This window comes from Herminiimonas fonticola (genome assembly GCF_003293745.1).
In the GTDB taxonomy this organism is placed as follows: Bacteria; Pseudomonadota; Gammaproteobacteria; order Burkholderiales; family Burkholderiaceae_D; genus Oxalicibacterium; species Oxalicibacterium fonticola.
The window spans coordinates 92,793-111,849 of sequence record NZ_PTLZ01000004.1; the positions used below are offsets into that span (position 1 = coordinate 92,793).

Annotated in this window: 23 protein-coding genes; 11 read left to right on the forward strand and 12 right to left on the reverse strand. The window is 50.9% G+C overall.

Going from position 1 to position 19,057, the window contains the following annotated elements; genetic code table 11:
• The first annotated feature begins 22 nt into the window (after positions 1-22).
• Positions 23-631 (forward strand): glutathione S-transferase N-terminal domain-containing protein, encoded by a 609-nt coding sequence (locus Hfont_RS12850; protein WP_112992815.1) that lies wholly within the window; start codon positions 23-25, stop codon positions 629-631.
• Positions 632-745: 114 nt separating this feature from the next.
• Here the strand turns inward: Hfont_RS12850 and bfr are convergent, their stop codons facing one another.
• From bfr to Hfont_RS12890, 8 genes are all read right to left on the reverse strand, one after another.
• Positions 746-1,219 carry a bacterioferritin gene (gene bfr / locus Hfont_RS12855; RefSeq protein WP_112992816.1) on the reverse strand — a complete coding sequence of 158 codons (474 nt, stop codon included), beginning with the start codon at positions 1,217-1,219 and terminating at the stop codon, positions 746-748.
• A 306-nt stretch (positions 1,220-1,525) separates the two neighbouring features.
• The gene (locus Hfont_RS12860) at positions 1,526-1,939 is read right to left on the reverse strand and encodes an ExbD/TolR family protein (RefSeq protein WP_112992817.1); all 414 of its coding nucleotides are present in this window, start codon (positions 1,937-1,939) and stop codon (positions 1,526-1,528) included.
• Positions 1,939-2,667 (reverse strand): MotA/TolQ/ExbB proton channel family protein, encoded by a 729-nt coding sequence (locus Hfont_RS12865; protein WP_112992818.1) that lies wholly within the window; start codon positions 2,665-2,667, stop codon positions 1,939-1,941. The genes Hfont_RS12860 and Hfont_RS12865 overlap by 1 nt, the downstream gene beginning before the upstream one ends.
• A 13-nt stretch (positions 2,668-2,680) precedes the next feature.
• Entirely contained in the window at positions 2,681-3,367 is a 687-nt protein-coding gene (locus Hfont_RS12870; protein ID WP_112992819.1) for an energy transducer TonB, read from the reverse strand.
• Between the two features lie 8 nt (positions 3,368-3,375).
• Positions 3,376-3,591 (reverse strand): (2Fe-2S)-binding protein, encoded by a 216-nt coding sequence (locus Hfont_RS12875; protein WP_112992820.1) that lies wholly within the window; start codon positions 3,589-3,591, stop codon positions 3,376-3,378.
• A 98-nt stretch (positions 3,592-3,689) separates the two neighbouring features.
• On the reverse strand, positions 3,690-4,010 hold the full coding sequence (locus tag Hfont_RS12880) for a hypothetical protein (protein WP_112992821.1): 321 nt from the start codon (positions 4,008-4,010) through the stop codon (positions 3,690-3,692).
• Positions 4,011-4,099: 89 nt separating this feature from the next.
• Positions 4,100-4,294 (reverse strand): hemin uptake protein HemP, encoded by a 195-nt coding sequence (gene hemP / locus Hfont_RS12885; protein WP_112992822.1) that lies wholly within the window; start codon positions 4,292-4,294, stop codon positions 4,100-4,102.
• Between the two features lie 254 nt (positions 4,295-4,548).
• On the reverse strand, positions 4,549-6,177 hold the full coding sequence (locus Hfont_RS12890) for an FMN-binding glutamate synthase family protein (RefSeq protein ID WP_112992823.1): 1,629 nt from the start codon (positions 6,175-6,177) through the stop codon (positions 4,549-4,551).
• A 328-nt stretch (positions 6,178-6,505) separates the two neighbouring features.
• Between Hfont_RS12890 and Hfont_RS12895 the strand changes: the two genes are divergently transcribed.
• From Hfont_RS12895 to Hfont_RS12910, 4 genes are read left to right on the forward strand one after another with little or no spacing between them, the layout of a single operon-like run.
• A complete protein-coding gene (locus tag Hfont_RS12895; protein WP_112992824.1) occupies positions 6,506-7,465 on the forward strand; it encodes a CsgG/HfaB family protein in 960 nt (319 codons plus the stop codon).
• A 5-nt stretch (positions 7,466-7,470) separates the two neighbouring features.
• Complete coding sequence (locus tag Hfont_RS12900) at positions 7,471-7,782, forward strand: hypothetical protein (RefSeq protein ID WP_133467295.1); 312 nt, start codon at positions 7,471-7,473, stop codon at positions 7,780-7,782.
• Complete coding sequence (locus Hfont_RS12905) at positions 7,782-8,156, forward strand: DUF4810 domain-containing protein (protein ID WP_112992826.1); 375 nt, start codon at positions 7,782-7,784, stop codon at positions 8,154-8,156. The genes Hfont_RS12900 and Hfont_RS12905 overlap by 1 nt, the downstream gene beginning before the upstream one ends.
• A 6-nt stretch (positions 8,157-8,162) precedes the next feature.
• Positions 8,163-8,831, forward strand: coding sequence for a DUF799 domain-containing protein (locus tag Hfont_RS12910; protein WP_112992827.1), 669 nt, complete (start codon positions 8,163-8,165; stop codon positions 8,829-8,831).
• Positions 8,832-8,937: 106 nt separating this feature from the next.
• On the opposite strand, the gene mnmA is transcribed toward Hfont_RS12910, so the two are convergent.
• The 3 genes from mnmA to Hfont_RS12925 all read right to left on the reverse strand — a co-directional run bounded on the left by mnmA (position 8,938) and on the right by Hfont_RS12925 (position 10,887).
• Positions 8,938-10,068 (reverse strand): tRNA 2-thiouridine(34) synthase MnmA, encoded by a 1,131-nt coding sequence (gene mnmA, locus Hfont_RS12915; protein ID WP_133467296.1) that lies wholly within the window; start codon positions 10,066-10,068, stop codon positions 8,938-8,940.
• Positions 10,061-10,546 carry an NUDIX hydrolase gene (locus Hfont_RS12920; protein ID WP_112992828.1) on the reverse strand — a complete coding sequence of 162 codons (486 nt, stop codon included), beginning with the start codon at positions 10,544-10,546 and terminating at the stop codon, positions 10,061-10,063. The genes mnmA and Hfont_RS12920 overlap by 8 nt, the downstream gene beginning before the upstream one ends.
• Positions 10,547-10,641: 95 nt before the next feature.
• Positions 10,642-10,887: a hypothetical protein gene (locus Hfont_RS12925; protein WP_112992829.1), complete on the reverse strand. Its 246-nt coding sequence runs from the start codon at positions 10,885-10,887 to the stop codon at positions 10,642-10,644.
• 45 nt (positions 10,888-10,932) lie between these two features.
• Here Hfont_RS12925 and panD point away from each other — a divergent pair, with 45 nt between their 5' ends.
• From panD to pntB, 3 genes are all read left to right on the forward strand, one after another.
• Positions 10,933-11,292: an aspartate 1-decarboxylase gene (gene panD, locus Hfont_RS12930; RefSeq protein ID WP_112992830.1), complete on the forward strand. Its 360-nt coding sequence runs from the start codon at positions 10,933-10,935 to the stop codon at positions 11,290-11,292.
• Between the two features lie 122 nt (positions 11,293-11,414).
• Positions 11,415-13,013, forward strand: a complete 1,599-nt coding sequence (locus Hfont_RS12935; protein ID WP_112992831.1) for a Re/Si-specific NAD(P)(+) transhydrogenase subunit alpha — start codon at positions 11,415-11,417, stop codon at positions 13,011-13,013.
• 10 nt (positions 13,014-13,023) lie between these two features.
• Positions 13,024-14,436: a Re/Si-specific NAD(P)(+) transhydrogenase subunit beta gene (pntB, locus tag Hfont_RS12940; protein ID WP_112992832.1), complete on the forward strand. Its 1,413-nt coding sequence runs from the start codon at positions 13,024-13,026 to the stop codon at positions 14,434-14,436.
• 90 nt (positions 14,437-14,526) lie between these two features.
• Here pntB and Hfont_RS12945 read toward each other — a convergent pair whose 3' ends face one another.
• Positions 14,527-15,432, reverse strand: coding sequence for a LysR family transcriptional regulator (locus tag Hfont_RS12945; protein WP_112992833.1), 906 nt, complete (start codon positions 15,430-15,432; stop codon positions 14,527-14,529).
• 107 nt (positions 15,433-15,539) lie between these two features.
• Between Hfont_RS12945 and gcl the strand changes: the two genes are divergently transcribed.
• From gcl to glxR, 3 genes are all read left to right on the forward strand, one after another.
• Complete coding sequence (gene gcl / locus Hfont_RS12950; RefSeq protein ID WP_112992834.1) at positions 15,540-17,288, forward strand: glyoxylate carboligase; 1,749 nt, start codon at positions 15,540-15,542, stop codon at positions 17,286-17,288.
• 1 nt (position 17,289) lies between these two features.
• On the forward strand, positions 17,290-18,069 hold the full coding sequence (gene hyi, locus Hfont_RS12955; RefSeq protein WP_012078245.1) for a hydroxypyruvate isomerase: 780 nt from the start codon (positions 17,290-17,292) through the stop codon (positions 18,067-18,069).
• Positions 18,070-18,165: 96 nt separating this feature from the next.
• On the forward strand, positions 18,166-19,053 hold the full coding sequence (gene glxR / locus Hfont_RS12960) for a 2-hydroxy-3-oxopropionate reductase (protein ID WP_112992835.1): 888 nt from the start codon (positions 18,166-18,168) through the stop codon (positions 19,051-19,053).
• Positions 19,054-19,057: the final 4 nt, after the last annotated feature.

Below are 19,057 nucleotides of genomic sequence, written 5' to 3' on the forward strand. Positions count from 1 at the left end.
CAATTTTCGACGTAAAGCATCTATGAAACTGATTGGTTCTCTCGCCAGCCCTTACGTACGCAAAGTACGTGTTGTGATGTTGGAAAAAAGAATTGAGTACGATTTTGCTCTGGAGAATGTTTGGGCAGCCGATACCCTGATTCAGGAATCCAATCCACTAGGCAAAGTGCCTTGCCTGGTGATGGAAGACGGCGGCGCGATGTTCGATTCGCGCGTAATCGTTGAATACCTGGATACCCTGACGCCGGTCGGCAAGCTGATTCCACCGAATGGACGCGAACGCGCCGAAGTTAAATGCTGGGAAGCGCTGGCAGATGGCGTCTGCGATGCCGCGATGTTATTGCGTCTGGAACATACCCTGCGCCCTGCTGAGCAGCGTAGCCAGAACTGGATAGACAGACAGACGGCCAAGGTGAATGCAGGTTTGAAGGCGATGTCGGTCGGTTTGAAAGATACGGCGTTCTGCGCCGGCAATCAGTACACGCTGGCTGATGTGGCTGTTGGCTGCACATTGGATTGGCTGACTTTCCGTTTTCCGGAAATCTCGTGGCGTGCTGAATATCCAAATCTGGAAAAACTGATGGAAAAATTATCCGAACGACCATCGTTCAAGGAAACCGTGCCCAAGTAATTTTGCTTGCTTAAGCGAGGGTACAAAAAAGGGACGCAGATGCGTCCCTTTTTTATTTTCGATCAGGTCGAACAAGCGGCAATGATCATCAGTGCCGCATTTGGAGTGAGTCGATTATTCGCCAGCTATCTGCGATTGCAGATAATTCTGGATGCCGACTTTTTCGATCAGGTCGAGTTGCGTTTGCAGCCAGTCGATATGTTCTTCGGTATCGTCGAGGATGTGCTGGAATAATGCGCGCGAAACATAATCACCGGTTTCTTCGCAGGCTGCGATGCCTTCTTTGACGGTTTTTTGCGCAGCGACTTCCAGTTTCAAATCGCAGTTCAGCATTTCCGGCGTGTTCTCGCCGATCATCAATTTGTGCAGTGCTTGCAAATTAGGCAGGCCGTCCAGCATCAGAATGCGATCGATCAATTTGTCGGCGTGTTTCATTTCGCCTATCGATTCTTCGTATTCTTTCTTGGCGATTTTTTCAAAGCCCCAATGCTTGTACATACGTGCATGCAGGAAGTATTGATTGATGGCACTGAGTTCGTTGGTAAGCTGCGCGTTGAGCAGCTTGATGATTTTGCTGTCACCTTTCATGGGAGCCTCGAAAGTGATGTGTGAATAAGGGGCTGGCTGACAAGTGACGATGATGAGTCAACAAGTTTGGCTAGCAAGAGATGAACATGATAGCGCAGGAAAGCCGGTTTGATAGCATTTTGGCTTCATTTCGTTAGCTGGAATCATTCGTGTTTCGATTGCAGGCGTGAGTCTGGGCGCGGGTTTGCGCTGATTTCAGAATGGCTGATTGTAAGAAGTTTGGCGCAAATAAAAAGCGCGCTGCAGCAAGTTGCTGAGCGCGCTTTTTTGATCGCAGGCAAGATTTTAAACTCGCCTGTTCTTACTTTATTTCTTCGGTGCTTCCGTCACGAATCCCATCTTGGTCAAGCCGCCGGATTGCGCTGCGGCCATCACTTGCGCAACTTTTTCGTACGGTGTTGTACGTTCTGCGCGCAGGTGCAATTCAGGTTGCGGTGTCACCTTCGAGGCATCCGCGATACGTGATGCCAATTGGGTTTCATCCAGCACTTCATTGTTCCAGTAAGTCTGACCAGCTGCATCTATTGAGAGATTGATGGTTTCAGGCTTTACTTCGTTAGGCTGATTCGCTGCACGTGGCAGGTCGAGCTTGACGGCGTGGTTCATTACAGGAATGGTCATGATGAAGATAATCAGCAAAACCAGCATCACGTCGACTAGCGGCGTGGTGTTGATTTCCGGATTGAAGTCGTCGTCATCCGACAGGGAGCCCATTGCCATTATTTACCTCCGACTGCAACCAGTTTGGAGCCGGTTGCAGTATCAGTGCTGCCATCTTTGGCACGAGCGCCAGTGACAAACAATGCATGCAGGTCGAAACCGAATTTATTCATTTTTGCGATCGTCGATTTATTGCCGCGTACCAAGGCGTTGTAGCCGAAGGTTGCTGGAATCGCGACAGCCAGACCGAGTGCGGTCATGATCAGCGCTTCACCAACCGGACCAGCAACTTTATCGATACTGGCTTGACCCGAGGTGCCGATTGCGACCAGCGCGTGATAGATGCCCCACACGGTACCGAACAGACCGACGAATGGTGCTGTCGAACCTACCGATGCCAATACCGCCATACCGGTTTGCAGTTTGGCCGATGTTTCATCAATCGCTTGACGCAAGGACAGGGTGATCCAGTCGCTGACCGACAATTGATCATGCAAATGACCTTTGTGTGCTTCGTGATGGCGCATTGCATTCACGCCGGCTTCTGCGATCGATGCAAATGGATTACCGGTGCCCAGTGTTGCAGTGCCTTGTTCGAGGCTGGTTGCATCCCAGAATTCATGGCCGGCAGCATTGCCTGCGCGACGATACTGCATCAATTGCAGTGCTTTGGTGACAATGACGTACCACGACGCGATCGACATTGCGACCAACAGGACTGCCACGCCTTTGGTGACGAAATCACCTTGCGACCACAAACTTTCTAAACCGTACGGACTGACTTCCATGATGATTCCTTCTTTATCTATTTAATGTGAAATTAATTGGCACGATGGCATACGCAGGAGTCGGTTTTCCGTCCTCCAGATAGGGTTTGAACAGTGCGCGCATCACGGCATCCCGTGCTGCATCGTCCATACGCAAAGAACCCGAAGATTTTTGGATTTCCACTTTTTCTGCGCGACCCTTGTCGTTAATCAGCACGCGCAGCGTCACTGTACCTTCATTACCCATGCGTGCATCCAGCGGCGGATAAACCGGACGTGGCGCATTGATATAGGAAACACCTGAAACCAGTTTAGGAGTGGCAGGTACGGAAGGTGCAGATGGCGCGGCCGGTGCTGCGACTGATGGCGGTTCTTTCGATTCCTGCGGTGGCGATGGCGCTTCCGTGATGGCTTGAGGCGATGGCGTTTCAGTCACAACCGGGCGCGGCGTTGGGCGCGTCACTTGTTTCTTCACGACAGGAACAGTTTTCGGTTCGGCTGGTTGTGGTCTTGGTTGCGGCGCAGGTTCTTCAGTAATGAAGTTGGCGAAAATTTCTCGCGGCAGAGCCTTGGCAACTTGATGTACCAGGCCACTGCGCAATGCATAAAAGAAAGCAATGTGCAGGGCGATGATAATGATGAGTGGCGCGTATTTTCTAAGGGCTTCTGACAAGTACGGCGGAAGGCGCGGTGCTGACGACTGAATCGATGTTGCGTTCATAAAATTGCTTATGCGGCCAATGCGTTTGGATGAAACATTATAGGTTGAGACGGACGAGCATCAGCGAGGCATTCGCGCAATACACGCTTTGCACAGGAATGACATTTTCCACAGCAGGTGCCGACTTCGAGATTATTGCGCAATTCCGACATCGATGTGATGCCGCTATCGACAGCTAGCTTAATTTTCCGTTCGGAAACATTGTTGCAAACACAGACAATCATCGAAGCCTCTTGCTACTTTCTTTGTAGTTGAAAAAAACCAAAACGCTAGTTTTAAAATTTTCTTGCTGCCTACCGCTTTTGTTACTGCCGGTTTCACATCAATTAACGCGCTGTCCGGCAACCAGGCGCGTGAACAATTTAAATTTTTCTGGTTGTGGCATCGCGCGTTCAACCACGACACCCCACTGTTCCGACAACTGCTGACATGTCGCGCGTAATACCGGTGCCAGACCTGGCAAGTCAGCCAGTGCCTTCAAATGTCGCTCGATGACCGAGGCCAGTTTGATGCACGAACTGCTTTCCTGATTGTTCGCGGTGTAATGCGACATCAAATGCAACACGGCTGAAACGAGTAATTCTGGTTGCGCCGGTGCTGCGTTTGGTTCCTCTAATGCCTGATCCATTTTTTCGATAGCCATCAAACTCTCCTCGTGGGTTGGTTTGGCTTGCTGGCGTAACGTTGAACGTTGCGCGTGGCTGGCTTGCGAATCGATGTTTCTGTTACTTGTTATGCCGTCAAAATCAATTTATTCAACTGCGTCAGGCGGAGCCGATAAATCCGGCCTTCATGCGCAATTTCCACTTCCCTCATTTGCCGAAACAAATCGCGGCTGCTGATACGTGTGATTGGTTCCGTTACCTCATTCTTACGTGCCGCGAGGGGAGCATTTGCCTGTGCTTCACGTTGTGTTGAGATCGCCATGATCAACCTTTTATCTAAATGAGAACAATTCGTGTTTAGATTATTGGCGATTTGACGGTGAATTGCAAGTTCTTTTGTTCTGGATTGAGCTTGGAGGCTAAATATTTTCTGGATATTTGACGCCGGTCACTATAAAAGTTGGCTGGAGGCTATGTTTCCGCTGTTTTTATATACGTATGGCAAAAATGACAAAAGCCAGGCAGGCCAATATTCGGCTTGCCTGACTTCTATATGAATAGAGCGAGTTTGAGGTGCTAGCGGATAGGATTAAATGATGCTGCCTGCGCAATCGGCCAGTAGGTGGCGAACACTTCCGGCAATGCTGTTTCGGGATTGAACTCGCTCAGTAACTGGCCGGATTCCAGATAAGGCAGCAAGGCCGAGGCCAGCTTGACTTGATTCGCTGATACGCGGCGCACCAAATGATGTGGTTTCAATTCAGACGGATGATTCAAGCCGGCAGCGGCAATCAATTCGGCCAATGCTTTCAATGTGTTTTGATGGAAATTGGCGACGCGCTCGGCCTTGTCAGGAACGACCAATGCGCGCTGCCGCATTGCATCTTGCGTCGCAATGCCGGTCGGGCAGCGATCAGTATGGCAGCTCTGCGATTGTATGCAGCCGAGTGCGAACATGAAGCCGCGTGCCGAGTTGCACCAGTCGGCGCCCAGTGCAAGCGTGCGCACGATGTCGAATGCGGTCACGATTTTTCCCGATGCGCCTATCTTCACCTTGTCGCGCAATTTGGCACCGACCAGTGTGTTATGCGCGAGCAGCAGTGCTTCCTGCAAAGGTACGCCGACATGATCTGTGAACTCGACTGGCGCGGCACCAGTGCCGCCTTCACCGCCATCGATGACGATGAAGTCAGGCGTGATGCCGGTATGCAGCATCGCTTTCACGATGCCGAAAAATTCCCACGGATGACCTATCGCTAATTTAAAGCCGGTCGGCTTGCCGCCTGAAAGATTGCGCAACTGCTCGATAAATTGCAGCAAACCGATAGGTGTATCGAAGGCAGAATGCGATGAAGGTGAAATGCAATCGATGCCTTGCGGCACGCCGCGTGCGGTGGCGATTTCGATAGACACTTTCGCGCCGGGCAGCATGCCACCGTGACCGGGCTTGGCTCCTTGCGAGAGCTTTACTTCTATCATTTTGACTTGCGGCAGCGTTGCGTTAGCGGCAAATTTTTCGGGAGAAAAACTGCCGTGCTCAGTGCGGCAACCGAAGTAGCCGGAGCCGATTTCCCACACCAGATCGCCGCCGGGTTCATTGCCATTATCAGGCTGGTGATAGCGACTGATACTGCCTTCGCCAGTGTCATGCATGAAGCGGCCTTTTTGCGCGCCTTGATTTAGTGCGCGTATCGCGTTCGCTGATAAAGCGCCGAAACTCATCGCAGAAATATTGAAGATGCTGGCCGAATACGGTTGCGCGCGGTTTGCACCTATCGTGATACGGAAATCATGCGAACCAACTTTTGCCGGCATGATTGAATGATTGATCCATTCATAATCACTTTGATAGACATCCAGTTGCGTGCCGAACGGACGTTTGTCTATCGCAAGTTTTGCGCGCTGATAAACCAGTGAACGTTGATTGCGTGAAAACGGATTTGGCGCGGCGTCGTCTTCGAGAAAATACTGACGTATTTCCGGTCGGACTGATTCGAGTAGATAGCGAAAATGCGCGAGGATAGGATAGTTGCGTAGCAAGGCGCGCTTGGTCTGGCTGATATCGGCAATGCCGACTGCAGTGAGTGCGCCTGATAGGATCACTAACCACCAAGCAGTGCTCAGCAGCATCGCCAATATCAGAGATAAAGCAAAAACAAATCCGGCCACGATCAAGGCCAGATAACGTACAGGGAAATCGCGCATTTTTTCTCCAGGCAGAATCTCTGTCTACGCGCAGAGTATTCGCGGGACAGTGTACAACGGCGTATGGGATTTTCCTCTGGGTCGTTTATGTGCAGCATGACTTGCGGTAGATGTCTATCCCATAAAAATGGCATTGCACCAAAGTAACCATGTTGATAAGCTGCCGTGGCAGAAAACAGTTTGAATGCTGTCGACCAGGCGAAATCGGTATGGCAGTAAATGAAAACTGACTTTCGATAATTATAAAAAATAGCCGCCGCCTCAAGCATCCATTTCAACCAAAAAGTTAGTCCTTCATTTTCACTTCCACCTAAGTCCTGGATTCCTTATGCATACAAAGTGGGTTTTTCTAGTTGCGCCGCTGATATTGGGTGCTTGTGCAGTAACTTCGCCACCGCCGCAACCAGTTGAAGCGCCTGTGAGCCGAGCGCAGCAGATCGAAGCGCAGAAGCAAGTGAGTGCGCCACAGGTGAAAACTCTTAAGCGAAAAATCGCGATTGGCCGTTTCACGAATGAAACGCGCTATGGAAAAACTTTTCAGATCGATGCCAATCAGGATCCTCTTGGTAAACAAGCTTCCGACATGCTGAACAATCGGCTCATCAGTTCGAACAAATTTCTGACTTTTGAGCGATCGGATCTGGAAAAAATCAAGAGTGAGCAAGCATTACTTAAAGAGGGAAACCTGATTGGCGTCGATACGTTGATCTTGGGATCGGTGACCGAATTTGGCCGTAGTACCAGTGGTAAATCCGGGTTTTTGAGTTCTACAAAAATTCAGATTGCCAGAGCCAAAGTTGAAATTCGCTTGGTCGATGCCAGAACTGGATATTTGTTTTTTACTGCAACAGGAACCGGCGAAGCTTCTACTGAATCTGGCGAAGTCGCGGGATTTGGCAGCAGGGCAGATTACGACGGCACTTTGAATGATAGAGCCATAGGTGCGGCAATCTCCGATGTGCAAAATGCATTGATCAGCAAATTGGAAGAGCGGCCATGGCGTACCGATATTCTGAAAGTAAGTGGAAGACAGATATTCATATCGGGAGGTGCGCGGCAAGGTCTGAAGGTAGGTGATGTGCTGGTGGTGATGCAACAAGGCGAAACGGTTAAAAGCAATCAAACCGGCTTCGCTATCACCTTGCCTCCTGCATTGATCGGAAAAATCCGCGTGACAAGTTTGTTTGGAGACAACGAAACCAATGAAGGAGCGATTGGTGAGCTGGTATCTGGTGATGCAAGTGCGGCTAAAGGTTCGACGATTTTCGTTGCTGAAAACAAGGAATGAGCATCATGAAAAATTACGTTTCCATCGTCTTCGCACTTTTGTTGAGTGCTTGTGCCGTGCCTGATACGACGGTCAAAACCGGTTCGCCACGTCCTACGCTCGTAATTAAAGGTGCGCCTGCTGATTCAACTTTGCTTGTGGACGGACTGGTAATGGGGCCTGCAACGCAATTCAACGGTGATCCGAATGTCCTCATCCTTGAAGAGGGTTTGCATCAGATCGTGATTAAACAGGCAGGCGTCACGATTCATACTGAGAAAACAGTCATCAGCAATGGCGAATCTCGTACAGTAACTATCAATGCAGGAGTCAAATAATGCGCATCTCTTCAATTCTTTGTGCGGGAGCGTTGTTTGCACTTGCCGGTTGCGTTACAACAGCTCCAGCTAAATACAGTTGGGGCAACTATGAAAATTCGCTCTACTCGTATTACAAGGATTCATCGAAATCAGCTGAATATGAGGCTGAACTGGCAAGCATGATTCGTAATTCCGAGGCAACTGCAAAACCTGTTGCGCCTGGTCTTCATGCTGAATATGGATTCTTGATGCTGCAGGAAGGGAAATTGAAAGACGCGATAGCGCAGTTTGAAAAAGAAAAAGCGAAATGGCCGGAATCAACTTACTTGATGAATAACCTGATTCGCATCGCATCGAATCCCGTCAAGAAAACAACGGCATCCAAGGAGTAATCAAACATGTCACGAAATTTTAAACTCTTATTGGCGTGTTTCTTTGTTTTGAGTATCAGTGGTTGCGCTACGCAAATGCAAAAGAAAAGCGACTATACGGCTTTACGGACTGAAGCTCCTCGCTCGATTCTGGTTGTGCCTGTGATTAATCGCAGTGTGGAAGTCAATGCACCGGATTATTTTCTTTCGACGATTTCGCGACCATTGGCCGAACGTGGCTATTACGTTTTCCCCGTGCATTTGGTTAAACGTATGATGGAGGACGATGGCTTGGGCGATGCCAATATGGTGCACGTCGGTGAGCCACAGCAGTTGGGGAAAATGTTCGGATCGGATTCCGTGATGTATGTCACGATCGAGCGTTGGGATGCACAGTACATCGTATTTGCTACAACGGTGACCGTCGAATTGAAGTATGTATTAAAGAGTACGTCGAGCGGACAGACTTTGTGGCAAAACTCGCAAAAGCTGGTGTACCAGCCGCAGAACAATAATTCTGGCGGTGGACTTGCCGGTCTGATTGCGCAAGCGGTAACGGCTGCCATTGCGAAAGCGGCGCCGAACTACGTCCCGCTTGCTCAGCAAGCCAATATGCAGGCAATTAATACAAAAGGTCAGGGTTTGCCGGCGGGACCGTATATTGATTTATATCAGAAGGATCAGGCTGATTTTTAACGCGGCAATGAATGATCAGCTTGTTCTAAGCGGATGCGATTAGAGCATTCTTAAATAAAAAAGCCGCGCAGATGAAAAACATCTGCGCGGCTTTTTTGTGTTCTGTTCAATTTATCGGTGTGGATGCATTGATGATGCCGCCGCCAAGGCAAACATCGCCTTGGTAAAGCACTGCAGATTGCCCCGGTGTGACGGCCCATTGTGGGGTCTCAAAGTTGAGTGAAAAGCTGTCGCTGCCGGTGTGCTGTACACAGGCCACATCGGCTTGCCGATAACGCGTCTTGGCCGACAGTTGTTCCATGTCGGGTGGGCTGCCGGCGACCCAGCTCATTTGACCGGCGCTTAATTCAGACGACAGCAGCCATGGATGATCGTGCCCTTGCACTATATATAGTGTGTTGGTCGCGACGTCTTTGCGGGCAACGTACCAAGGGTCGCTATTGCCGTCGGTATTTTTGTGCGTCTTCATGCCACCCAAGCCTATGCCTTTGCGTTGGCCCAGCGTGTAAAAACTCAAGCCTACATGTTCGCCGACGATCACTCCATCCGGCGTTTTCATCGGGCCCGGTTGATATGACAGATAGCGATTCAGGAAGTCACGGAATGGACGTTCGCCGATGAAGCAGATGCCGGTGGAATCTTTTTTCGTCGCATTTGGCAGCTTCAGTTGTTCGGCGATCTTGCGCACTTCGGTTTTGCGAATTTCACCGAGTGGGAAGAGGGTCTTAGCCAATTGCGCCTGATTCAAACGATGCAGGAAATAACTTTGATCCTTGCTGGCATCGACAGCTTTCAGTAACTGCGTTTGACCGGCGTTCGGTCCCGACGTCACTTCGCGTACACGCGCATAGTGGCCGGTGGCAATCATGTCAGCGCCTAATAACATGGCGTGATCAAGGAATGCTTTGAATTTGATTTCGGCATTGCACAGCACGTCCGGATTTGGCGTACGACCGGCCTGATATTCGCGCAAGAACTCGGCGAATACGCGGTCTTTATATTCAGAGGCAAAATTGACGGCTTCGATGTCGACACCAACCACGTCGGCGACACTGACCGCATCTATCCAGTCCTGGCGTGTCGAACAATATTCGGAGTCGTCGTCATCTTCCCAGTTCTTCATGAACAGGCCGATGACTTCGTAGCCTTGTTCTTTTAATAGCCACGCAGATACTGACGAATCGACGCCGCCTGACATGCCGATGACGACACGTTTTTTTGTCGGACCTTTAGCCACCGATCACCTCGTAGACCGCCGGATCAGTTTGCAGCAACGACAGTGGGGCACGTTTTCCTGCGATATAGTCATCGACGCGCGCCAATACAGAAGGGCTGCGGTGCTTGTCTTTGCAGGCGACCAGTTCGTCGTAGCTCATCCAGACGGCGCGCAGAATGCCGACGTCCAGCGGTTGATCGTGCTGGGCACCGACTTCGCCGCAAAAGCTGAAGCTCAAATAAGTAACGTCGTGGCCGGTGCGCGCAGAAACATAACGCGACATATACATGCCGACCAAGGCAGTAGGGATGAAATCGTGGGCGGTTTCTTCCAGGGTTTCGCGGACGACAGCCTGCTCCAGCGATTCGTGTGGGTCTAGATGACCGGCAGGCTGATTAAAGCGCACGCCTTCGCTGGTCTCTTCCTCTACCAGTAGGAAAAGTCCATCACGCTCAATGATGGCGGCAACAGTAACAGATGGTTTCCAGACGTCAGGCATAGGGGCTCTCGGAATAACCCGCTATTTTAGCGCGCACGGAAGAAAGTTGCCCGCAATGTTTCCCCGGCTGAAAATGTTGTAAAAAATGAGTCAGGTCAAGATTGCGCATCTTTGCCTTTGCTAAGGCGGACATTTAGCTTTATGCTTATTGGTTCGTTGCTCCAACGGAAGCCGACGAAAAGCACGCGCACCTTGGCTAAGCCGAGTAGCGTGCTCGCCCGATGGATCGGCGCGAATTCTCTTGTAGCTGTGAAAAAGTCGGTTACAGGAATGACTGCTTCAGACTGGCGGAAGCCGCCGGTTCTGGGGAAATACATAAATAATTGATTTGCCTTCGCCATGTTTTGGCGTTGAGGCAAGGGTTTGAATAACGGAACGGAAGAAACATGCAACGTATTATGCTCAGGGCTAAAATTCACCGCGCAAAGGTGACTCAGGCTGACCTGCACTACGAAGGTTCGTGCGGGATCGACGCGGATTTGCTGGATGCTGCCGATATCAAGATTGGCGAAAGAATTGAGCTGTACAACATTAATAATGGTGAACGCTTTTCCACTTATGCCATTCAAGGCGTACGAGGCAGCGGCGAAATCTCGTTGAACGGAGCAGCTGCGCGCCGTGCGCACCTCGGCGACTTGATGATTATTTGCACCTATGGTCCGATGAGTGATGAAGAAATCGCAACCTATGTTCCGAAGATTGTTTTCGTTGATGAAGACAACCATTTCGCCGGAATGAAAGATTAATAATATCCAACCTTAACGCTAGAAAGTCCCGGTCGCGCCATTAGTGCCGCTTGAGCCGGGTTTATTCGTGTGCGTTATTTCACTGGTAGTAAAGAATTTAAACAAACTATGAGAGATGCATTATGTCTTTAGTTATAGGAGTGCCGCGGGAGTCATTCCCCGGGGAAAAACGGGTGGCAACAGTACCCGAAGTCGTTGAAAAGCTGATCAAACTCGGCTTTTCCGTCAGCGTAGAATCCGGCGCCGGTGACGACGCTAACTTCAGCGACGATACCTACCGCGCTGCCGGCGCACAGATCGTGCAAGGCGCTGCCAACTTGTGGTCCGGGTCCGATATCGTCTTCAAGGTGCGTGCTCCAAGTGCCGATGAAGTCGGTCTGATTCGCGAAGGCAGCACCCTGATCGGCTTCATCTGGCCGGCACAGAATCCTGAATTGATGCAGCAGCTTGCGGCCAAGCGCGTTACCGTTTTGGCTATGGACTCGCTGCCACGCACGTTGTCGCGCGCGCAGAAGATGGATGCTTTGACCTCCACCGCCGGTGTCAGTGGCTATCGCGCCGTCATCGAGGCTGCCAATGCCTTCGGTCGTTTCTTCAACGGCCAGATCACGGCTGCAGGCAAGGTTCCTCCGGCTAAAGTATTTATCGCAGGTGCTGGCGTGGCCGGTTTGGCTGCGATCGGTACGGCTGCCAGCCTGGGCGCCATCGTGCGCGCCAACGATACTCGTGCCGAAGTGGCCGATCAAGTTGTATCGTTGGGCGGCGAATTTGTTAAGGTCGATTTTGAAGAAGAAGGTTCGGGCGGCGGCGGCTATGCCAAGGTCATGTCCGAAGGTTTCCAGGCTGCGCAGCGTGAGATGTACGCCCAGCAGGCCAAGGAATGCGACATTATCATCACCACCGCGTTGATCCCTGGCAAACCAGCTCCGAAACTGATAACCGCCGAAATGGTTCAGTCCATGAAACCCGGCAGCGTGATCGTCGATATGGCGGCCGAGCAAGGCGGCAACTGCGAACTGACCGAACCTGGCAAGGTTGTAGTAAAACATGGCGTGACCATCGTTGGTTACACTGACCTGCCGAGCCGTTTGCCTAAGCAGGCCAGTACGCTGTACTCAACTAACCTGCTGCGCTTGACCGAAGAGCTGTGCAAGGACGCTGAAGGTAAAAAGACGACTGACGGCATCATCAACGTCAATATGGAAGACGAAGCCATTCGCGGACTGACCGTCATCAAGGAAGGCAACATCACCTGGCCGCCTCCACCGCCGAAACAAGTGGCTGCTCCGGCTGCCAAACCGGTTGTGGCTCCAACGCCATCACATGGTCATGGTCCTAGCACCAAAGTGTCGTCGCCAACCCGCGTGGCGACCATGTTTGCATTCGCCATTCTGTTGTTTGGTTTGATTGGCTATGGCGCGCCAACGGCTTTCCTCGGCCACTTGACAGTGTTTGTACTGGGTTGCTTCATTGGTTACATGGTGGTCTGGAATGTGACACCGGCATTGCATACGCCTCTGATGAGCGTTACCAACTCCATTTCGTCGATCATCGTGATCGGTGCGCTGGTGCAGGTCGCTCCTCCGTTGGCTGATGGCATGGCGCGTCCCGAGCTGCTGATCAAGTGCCTCGCCGCTGCTGGCATCGCTTTGACCGCAATCAACATGTTCGGTGGCTTTGCTGTTACCCGTCGCATGCTTGATATGTTCCGTAAGAATTAAGGAGACCACAATGTCTGCAAATCTGGCCACTGTCTCCTACATCGGAGCAACCATTCTTTTTATCCTCAGCCTGGGTGGCTTGTCGCATCCGGAAACTTCGCGTCGCGGTAACCTTTACGGCATGATCGGTATGGGCATTGCTGTGCTCGCTACCATCATTGGGCCACGTGTAACACCTGAAGGTTACGCATGGATCATCGCTGCGCTCGTCGTCGGTGGTTCTATCGGTCTGTACGCCGCCAAGAAGGTCAAAATGACCGAAATGCCGGAACTGGTCGCATTGATGCACAGTTTCGTCGGTCTGGCCGCAGCTTTGGTTGGTTTCGCCAGCTATATCGATCCGTCGATCCATCTGGAAGGCGCTGAAAAAGCGATCCACCAGGTTGAAATTTACGTCGGTATCTTCATCGGTGCAGTAACGTTCTCGGGTTCCCTGATTGCGTTTGGCAAACTGAACGGCAAAATCGGCGGTAAGCCATTGATGCTGCCAGCACGTCACTTCATCAACCTGATCGGCTTGCTGCTCGTGATCTGGTTCGGTCGTGAGTTCATGAATGCACCAGACGTTGCCAGCGGTATGACACCGTTGATCATCATGACCATCATCGCTTTGCTGTTCGGCGTACACATGGTGATGGCGATCGGTGGTGCCGATATGCCGGTCGTGGTTTCGATGCTCAACAGCTACTCTGGCTGGGCGGCTTCGGCTACCGGTTTCATGCTCGGTAATGATTTGCTGATCGTGACTGGTGCGCTGGTTGGTTCGTCAGGTGCGATTCTGTCGTACATCATGTGCCAAGCGATGAACCGCAACTTCTTCAGCGTGATCGCCGGTGGTTTTGGTGGCGGCGCTCCGAAGGCGGGCGGCGCTGTTAAAGAGCAGGTTGGTGAAGCGACTCCTGTTTCCGCACAAGAAACCGCAGAACTGCTGCGTGAAGCAAAAAGCGTTGTCATCGTGCCGGGTTACGGTATGGCAGTGGCACAAGCTCAGCACACAGTAAACGACATCACCAAGTTCTTGCGTGCCAAAGGTACCAAGGTTCGTTTCGCGATCCACCCTGTTGCAGGTCGTATGCCTGGTCACATGAACGTGTTGCTGGCTGAAGCCAAAGTGCCTTACGACATCGTGATGGAAATGGACGAGATCAACGAAGACTTCCCGGATACCGACGTAGTCATGGTTATCGGTGCTAATGACATCGTGAATCCGGACGCGCAAGAAGATCCGGACAGCCCGATCGCTGGTATGCCAGTGCTCGAGGTCTGGAAGGCTGAAACTTCGATCGTCATGAAGCGTTCGATGGCTTCCGGTTACGCTGGTGTCGACAATCCGCTGTTCTACAAAGAAAACAATCGCATGTTGTTTGGCGATGCGAAGAAAATGCTGGATGAAGTTTTGACGACTCTTGAGTCCAGAAGCTGATAAGCATGTTTCGATAAAAAAGCCCGCGTAAGCGGGCTTTTTTATTGGGGTCTTGCGAAGCAGATTCTTAATGAAGTGAAAAGCGAACGCTTACCTACTCCAATAGCCTGGCTGGCTGTACATGGTTTTTAAATGCGAGATGAATAAACGCACCTTGGCCGGGACGTTTCTCTGTTGCGGATAAACAGCCATGATGTCGTATTCAGGAATCGCGTAGTCATCCAGCACGGTTTCCAGCAAGCCGCTTTCCAGCTGGCTTTGAATCTCCCACACAGAGCGCCAGGCGATGCCCAGGCCTTCCGTCATCCAGCGATGCAGCAATTCGCCGTCGTTACAGTCCAGACTGCCCTGTGCGCGCACCGATACGGTTTTGCCGCGGTAATTAAAATACCAGCCGCGTTGCTGTCCACCTTGAAGATTAAAGGAGAGGCAATTATGATTAGCCAGATCGTCCAGCGTTTTTGGCTTACCATGCTTGTCGAAGTATTCCTTCGTGCCGCACACCACACGTTTATTTGCGGCAAGTTTTATGGCAACGAAATTCGGGTCGATGTTGCCACCAATACGAATACCCATGTCATAACCTTCTTGCACCAGATCGACGACGCGATCGGTCAGGTTGAATGACATTTTGAGCCCGGGATGTTGTTCCAGAAATTCCTGTGCATACGGTGCTACGTGTTGGCGACCGAAAGATGCAGGGGCAGAAATGATCAGATGCCCGGTGACTTTGTTATTGCCTGCTGAGAGCGCGCTTTCCGCCAGATCCAGTTCTCCCAGCATTTTGCGGCAATGTTCCAGATAGACGGAACCTTCTTCGGTGAGAGCTAGCCTACGTGTGGAGCGGTGCAGCAGGCGAACGCCGAGGCGTTTTTCTAAAGTGTCAATGCGGCGCCCGACCATGACGGGGGTGACTTGCAAGGCCAATGCGGCTGCGGCGAAGCTGTTATGTTCGACCGCCATCACAAAGGCTTCTATCTGTTTGAGCTTATCCATTCGATACTTTAAGTATTTAATTGGTTAATTAATAGTCGTATTCTAAATTTAACACATTAGAATTACTATACACATCAGGAAAATTTCATTTCAATGGAGATACAGTAATGGCAAAGATGACAGCAGCCCAAGCAGCAGTTTGGGTAATGCAGAAAGAAGGCATTGATCAGGCGTTCGGCGTACCAGGCGCAGCTATCAACCCGTTTTACTCCGCCATGCAAAAGCAAGGCACGATCAAACACATTCTGGCTCGCCACGTAGAAGGCGCGACCCACATGGCTGAGGGTTACACCCGCGCCAAAACTGGCAACATCGGTGTTGCGCTCGCTACTTCGGGTCCTGGCGGCACAGACATGATCACCGGTCTGTACTCGGCAATCGCTGATTCGATTCCAATCTTGTGCGTCACTGGTCAAGCGCCACGTGCACGTTTGCACAAAGAAGATTTCCAAGCTGTTGATATCGAAACAATCTCCAAGCCAGTAACCAAATGGTCGGTCATGGTTCGCGAGCCAGCATTGGTTCCGCAAGTGTTCCAACAAGCTTTCCACATCATGCGTTCAGGCCGTCCAGGCCCAGTGCTGATCGATTTGCCGTTCGACGTGCAAGTTGCTGAAATCGAATTCGATCCAGATCTGTACGAGCCGTTGCCAGTCTACAAACCAGCAGCGACCCGCAAACAAATCGAAGCTGCAATCACCATGTTGAACGCTGCAGAGCGTCCATTGCTGATTTCCGGCGGCGGCGTGATCAATGCAAACGCAACACCATTGATGCTCGAATTCGCTGAGCTGGTTAATGTTCCTGTCGTTCCAACCCTGATGGGCTGGGGCACAGTACCTGATGATCATCCACTGATGGTCGGTATGGTTGGTCTGCAAACTTCGCACCGTTACGGTAACGCGACAATGCTGGCTTCGGACTTCGCATTCGGTATCGGTAACCGTTGGGCTAACCGTTTCACCGGTTCTATCGACGTCTTCACTAAAGATCGTAAATTCGTACACATCGACATCGAACCGACACAAATCGGTCGCGTGTTTGGCCCAGACCTCGGTATCACTTCCGACGCTGGCGCAGCACTGAAATTGATGATCGAAGTAGCGAAAGAATTGAAAGCTGCCGGCAAACTGAAAAACCGTGATGCATGGTTGGCTGAGTGCCAAGAACGCAAACGCACCATGTTGCGTAAAACTGATTTCGACGTAACGCCTATCAAACCACAACGTGTTTACCAAGAAATGAACACAGTGTTCGGCAAAACAGCGCGCTATGTTTCGAACATCGGTTTGTCGCAAATCGCTGCAGGTCAATTCCTGCACGTGTACAAGGAACGTAACTGGATCAACTGCGGTCAAGCAGGTCCATTGGGCTGGACTATCCCGGCTGCTCTGGGTGTCCGGGCTGCAGATCCAACCAGCGAAATCGTTGCTATCACAGGCGATTACGACTTCCAGTTCCTGATCGAAGAACTGGCAGCTGGCGCGCAATTCAACCTGCCATACATTCACGTGTTGGTGAACAACTCGTACCTGGGCCTGATCCGTCAAGCACAACGTATGTTCACAATGGACTACTGCGTATCGCTGGCATTCGACAACATCAACTCGACCGAAAACGCTTCGTACGGTGTTGATCACGTTAAAGTTACTGAAGGCCTCGGCTGTAAAGCAATTCGCGTCTATAACCCAGACGACATCCAACCTGCGCTGCGTAAAGCACAAGAATGGATCAAAGAATTCAAAGTACCAGTCGTGGTTGAAATCATCCTCGAACGCGTAACCAACATCGCGATGGGCACCGAAATCAACGCGATCAACGAATTCGAAGAAATCCTCGACGTTAAGGGTGCTTAAGATGACGAAACTTGCTGCTAATCTGACGATGCTGTTCAACGAGGTTCCATTCATGGACCGCTTTGAACAAGCTGCAAAGAATGGCTTCAAAGGCGTTGAATTCCTGTTTCCATACGATTTCCCAGCGGCTGATGTCGCTGCGAAATTGAAGGAAAACAATCTGGAAATGGTTCTGCACAATCTGCCAGCCGGTAACTGGGCTGGTGGTGAGCGCGGTATCGCTTGCCATCCGGATCGTGTAGAAGAATTCAAGGCTGGCGTAGATAAAGCAATTGAATACGTCAAAGTGCTCGGCACCAAACAAGTCAACATCCTGTCCGGTATCGTGCCTGCTGGCGTAACGCATGAACAAGCAGAAGCGACTCTGGTTGCCAACTTGAAATATGCAGCTGCCAAATTGAAAGCAGAAGGTATCCCATTGTTGATCGAAGCGATCAACACATTCGATATCCCTGGCTTCTTCTTGACCGGCACCAAACAGACTCTGGACATCATTGCCAAAGTCGGTTCCGATAACCTGTTCTTCCAATACGACATCTATCACATGCAACGCATGGAAGGTGAGTTGGCGAACACGATGAAGAACAACCTCGCGGTGATTCCTCATCTGCAACTGGCAGACAATCCAGGTCGTTTTGAACCAGGTACAGGTGAAATCAACTACACCTTCCTGTTCAAGTTCCTGGATGAAATCGGTTACAAGGGTTGGATCGGTTGTGAGTACAAGCCTAAAGCTGGTACGGTAGAAGGATTGGGCTGGCGCGCAGCGCACGGTCTATAATGTAGCGTCTCTAAGCATACTGAGCGGTCCGACATCGGGCCGCTTGGTATTTTTACTGGGTACGTTTTATTACACTTAAATAATCAGGAGTCAGTCATGGCAAAAGTTGGATTTATTGGTTTGGGTATCATGGGCGCACCAATGGCGCTGAACCTGCAAAAGGGTGGTCACCAACTGTTTTTGCATGATCAAAAAGCACCAGCACAAGAACTAATCGATGGCGGCGCAACTGTTTGCGCATCGGGTGCTGACGTTGCTAAAAACGCAGACATCATCATCACCATGGTGCCGGATACCCCGCACGTGGACGCAGTTCTGTTTGGCGCAAATGGCGTTGCAGCTGGTTTGTCCAAAGGCAAAATCGTGGTCGACATGAGCTCGATCTCGCCTATCGCTACCAAAGAATTCGCTAAAAAAATTAACGCTCTGGGTTGCGAATACCTGGATGCACCAGTATCCGGTGGTGAAGTCGGCGCGAAAGCAGCTTCGTTAACCATCATGATCGGTGGTTCGGAAGCAGCATTTGCAACCGTCAAACCATTGTTCGAATTGATGGGTAAAAACATCACTCTGGTCGGCGGTAACGGCGACGGTCAAACCACTAAAGTGGCGAACCAGATCATCGTTGCATTGAACATTCAAGCTGTTTCCGAAGCATTGTTGTTCGCTTCGAAAGCAGGCGCAGATCCAGCGAAAGTTCGTCAAGCATTGATGGGCGGCTTTGCTAACTCGCGCATTCTGGAAGTACATGGCGAACGCATGATCAAACGTACGTTCAACCCAGGCTTCCGTATCGAGTTGCACCAAAAAGATTTGAACCTTGCATTGCAAGGCGCAAAAGCAATGGGTGTTTCCTTGCCAAACACAGCTGCTACGCAAGAGCTGATGAATGCATGCGCAGCTAACGGCATGAGCGGTCTCGATCACTCGGCACTGTGCCGCGCGATTGAAATCATGTCGAACCACGAAATCGCTAAAGCGTAATTTC

Coding starts and splice junctions, on each gene's coding strand:
- Hfont_RS12850 (WP_112992815.1), top strand. CDS start 23: ATGAAACTGATTGGTTCTCTCGCCAGCCCTTACGTACGCAAAGTACGT.
- bfr (WP_112992816.1), bottom strand. CDS start 1,219: ATGAAAGGTGACAGCAAAATCATCAAGCTGCTCAACGCGCAGCTTACC.
- Hfont_RS12860 (WP_112992817.1), bottom strand. CDS start 1,939: ATGGCAATGGGCTCCCTGTCGGATGACGACGACTTCAATCCGGAAATC.
- Hfont_RS12865 (WP_112992818.1), bottom strand. CDS start 2,667: ATGGAAGTCAGTCCGTACGGTTTAGAAAGTTTGTGGTCGCAAGGTGAT.
- Hfont_RS12870 (WP_112992819.1), bottom strand. CDS start 3,367: ATGAACGCAACATCGATTCAGTCGTCAGCACCGCGCCTTCCGCCGTAC.
- Hfont_RS12875 (WP_112992820.1), bottom strand. CDS start 3,591: ATGATTGTCTGTGTTTGCAACAATGTTTCCGAACGGAAAATTAAGCTA.
- Hfont_RS12880 (WP_112992821.1), bottom strand. CDS start 4,010: ATGGCTATCGAAAAAATGGATCAGGCATTAGAGGAACCAAACGCAGCA.
- hemP (WP_112992822.1), bottom strand. CDS start 4,294: ATGGCGATCTCAACACAACGTGAAGCACAGGCAAATGCTCCCCTCGCG.
- Hfont_RS12890 (WP_112992823.1), bottom strand. CDS start 6,177: ATGCGCGATTTCCCTGTACGTTATCTGGCCTTGATCGTGGCCGGATTT.
- Hfont_RS12895 (WP_112992824.1), top strand. CDS start 6,506: ATGCATACAAAGTGGGTTTTTCTAGTTGCGCCGCTGATATTGGGTGCT.
- Hfont_RS12900 (WP_133467295.1), top strand. CDS start 7,471: ATGAAAAATTACGTTTCCATCGTCTTCGCACTTTTGTTGAGTGCTTGT.
- Hfont_RS12905 (WP_112992826.1), top strand. CDS start 7,782: ATGCGCATCTCTTCAATTCTTTGTGCGGGAGCGTTGTTTGCACTTGCC.
- Hfont_RS12910 (WP_112992827.1), top strand. CDS start 8,163: ATGTCACGAAATTTTAAACTCTTATTGGCGTGTTTCTTTGTTTTGAGT.
- Hfont_RS12920 (WP_112992828.1), bottom strand. CDS start 10,546: ATGCCTGACGTCTGGAAACCATCTGTTACTGTTGCCGCCATCATTGAG.
- Hfont_RS12925 (WP_112992829.1), bottom strand. CDS start 10,887: ATGGCGAAGGCAAATCAATTATTTATGTATTTCCCCAGAACCGGCGGC.
- panD (WP_112992830.1), top strand. CDS start 10,933: ATGCAACGTATTATGCTCAGGGCTAAAATTCACCGCGCAAAGGTGACT.
- Hfont_RS12935 (WP_112992831.1), top strand. CDS start 11,415: ATGTCTTTAGTTATAGGAGTGCCGCGGGAGTCATTCCCCGGGGAAAAA.
- pntB (WP_112992832.1), top strand. CDS start 13,024: ATGTCTGCAAATCTGGCCACTGTCTCCTACATCGGAGCAACCATTCTT.
- Hfont_RS12945 (WP_112992833.1), bottom strand. CDS start 15,432: ATGGATAAGCTCAAACAGATAGAAGCCTTTGTGATGGCGGTCGAACAT.
- gcl (WP_112992834.1), top strand. CDS start 15,540: ATGGCAAAGATGACAGCAGCCCAAGCAGCAGTTTGGGTAATGCAGAAA.
- hyi (WP_012078245.1), top strand. CDS start 17,290: ATGACGAAACTTGCTGCTAATCTGACGATGCTGTTCAACGAGGTTCCA.
- glxR (WP_112992835.1), top strand. CDS start 18,166: ATGGCAAAAGTTGGATTTATTGGTTTGGGTATCATGGGCGCACCAATG.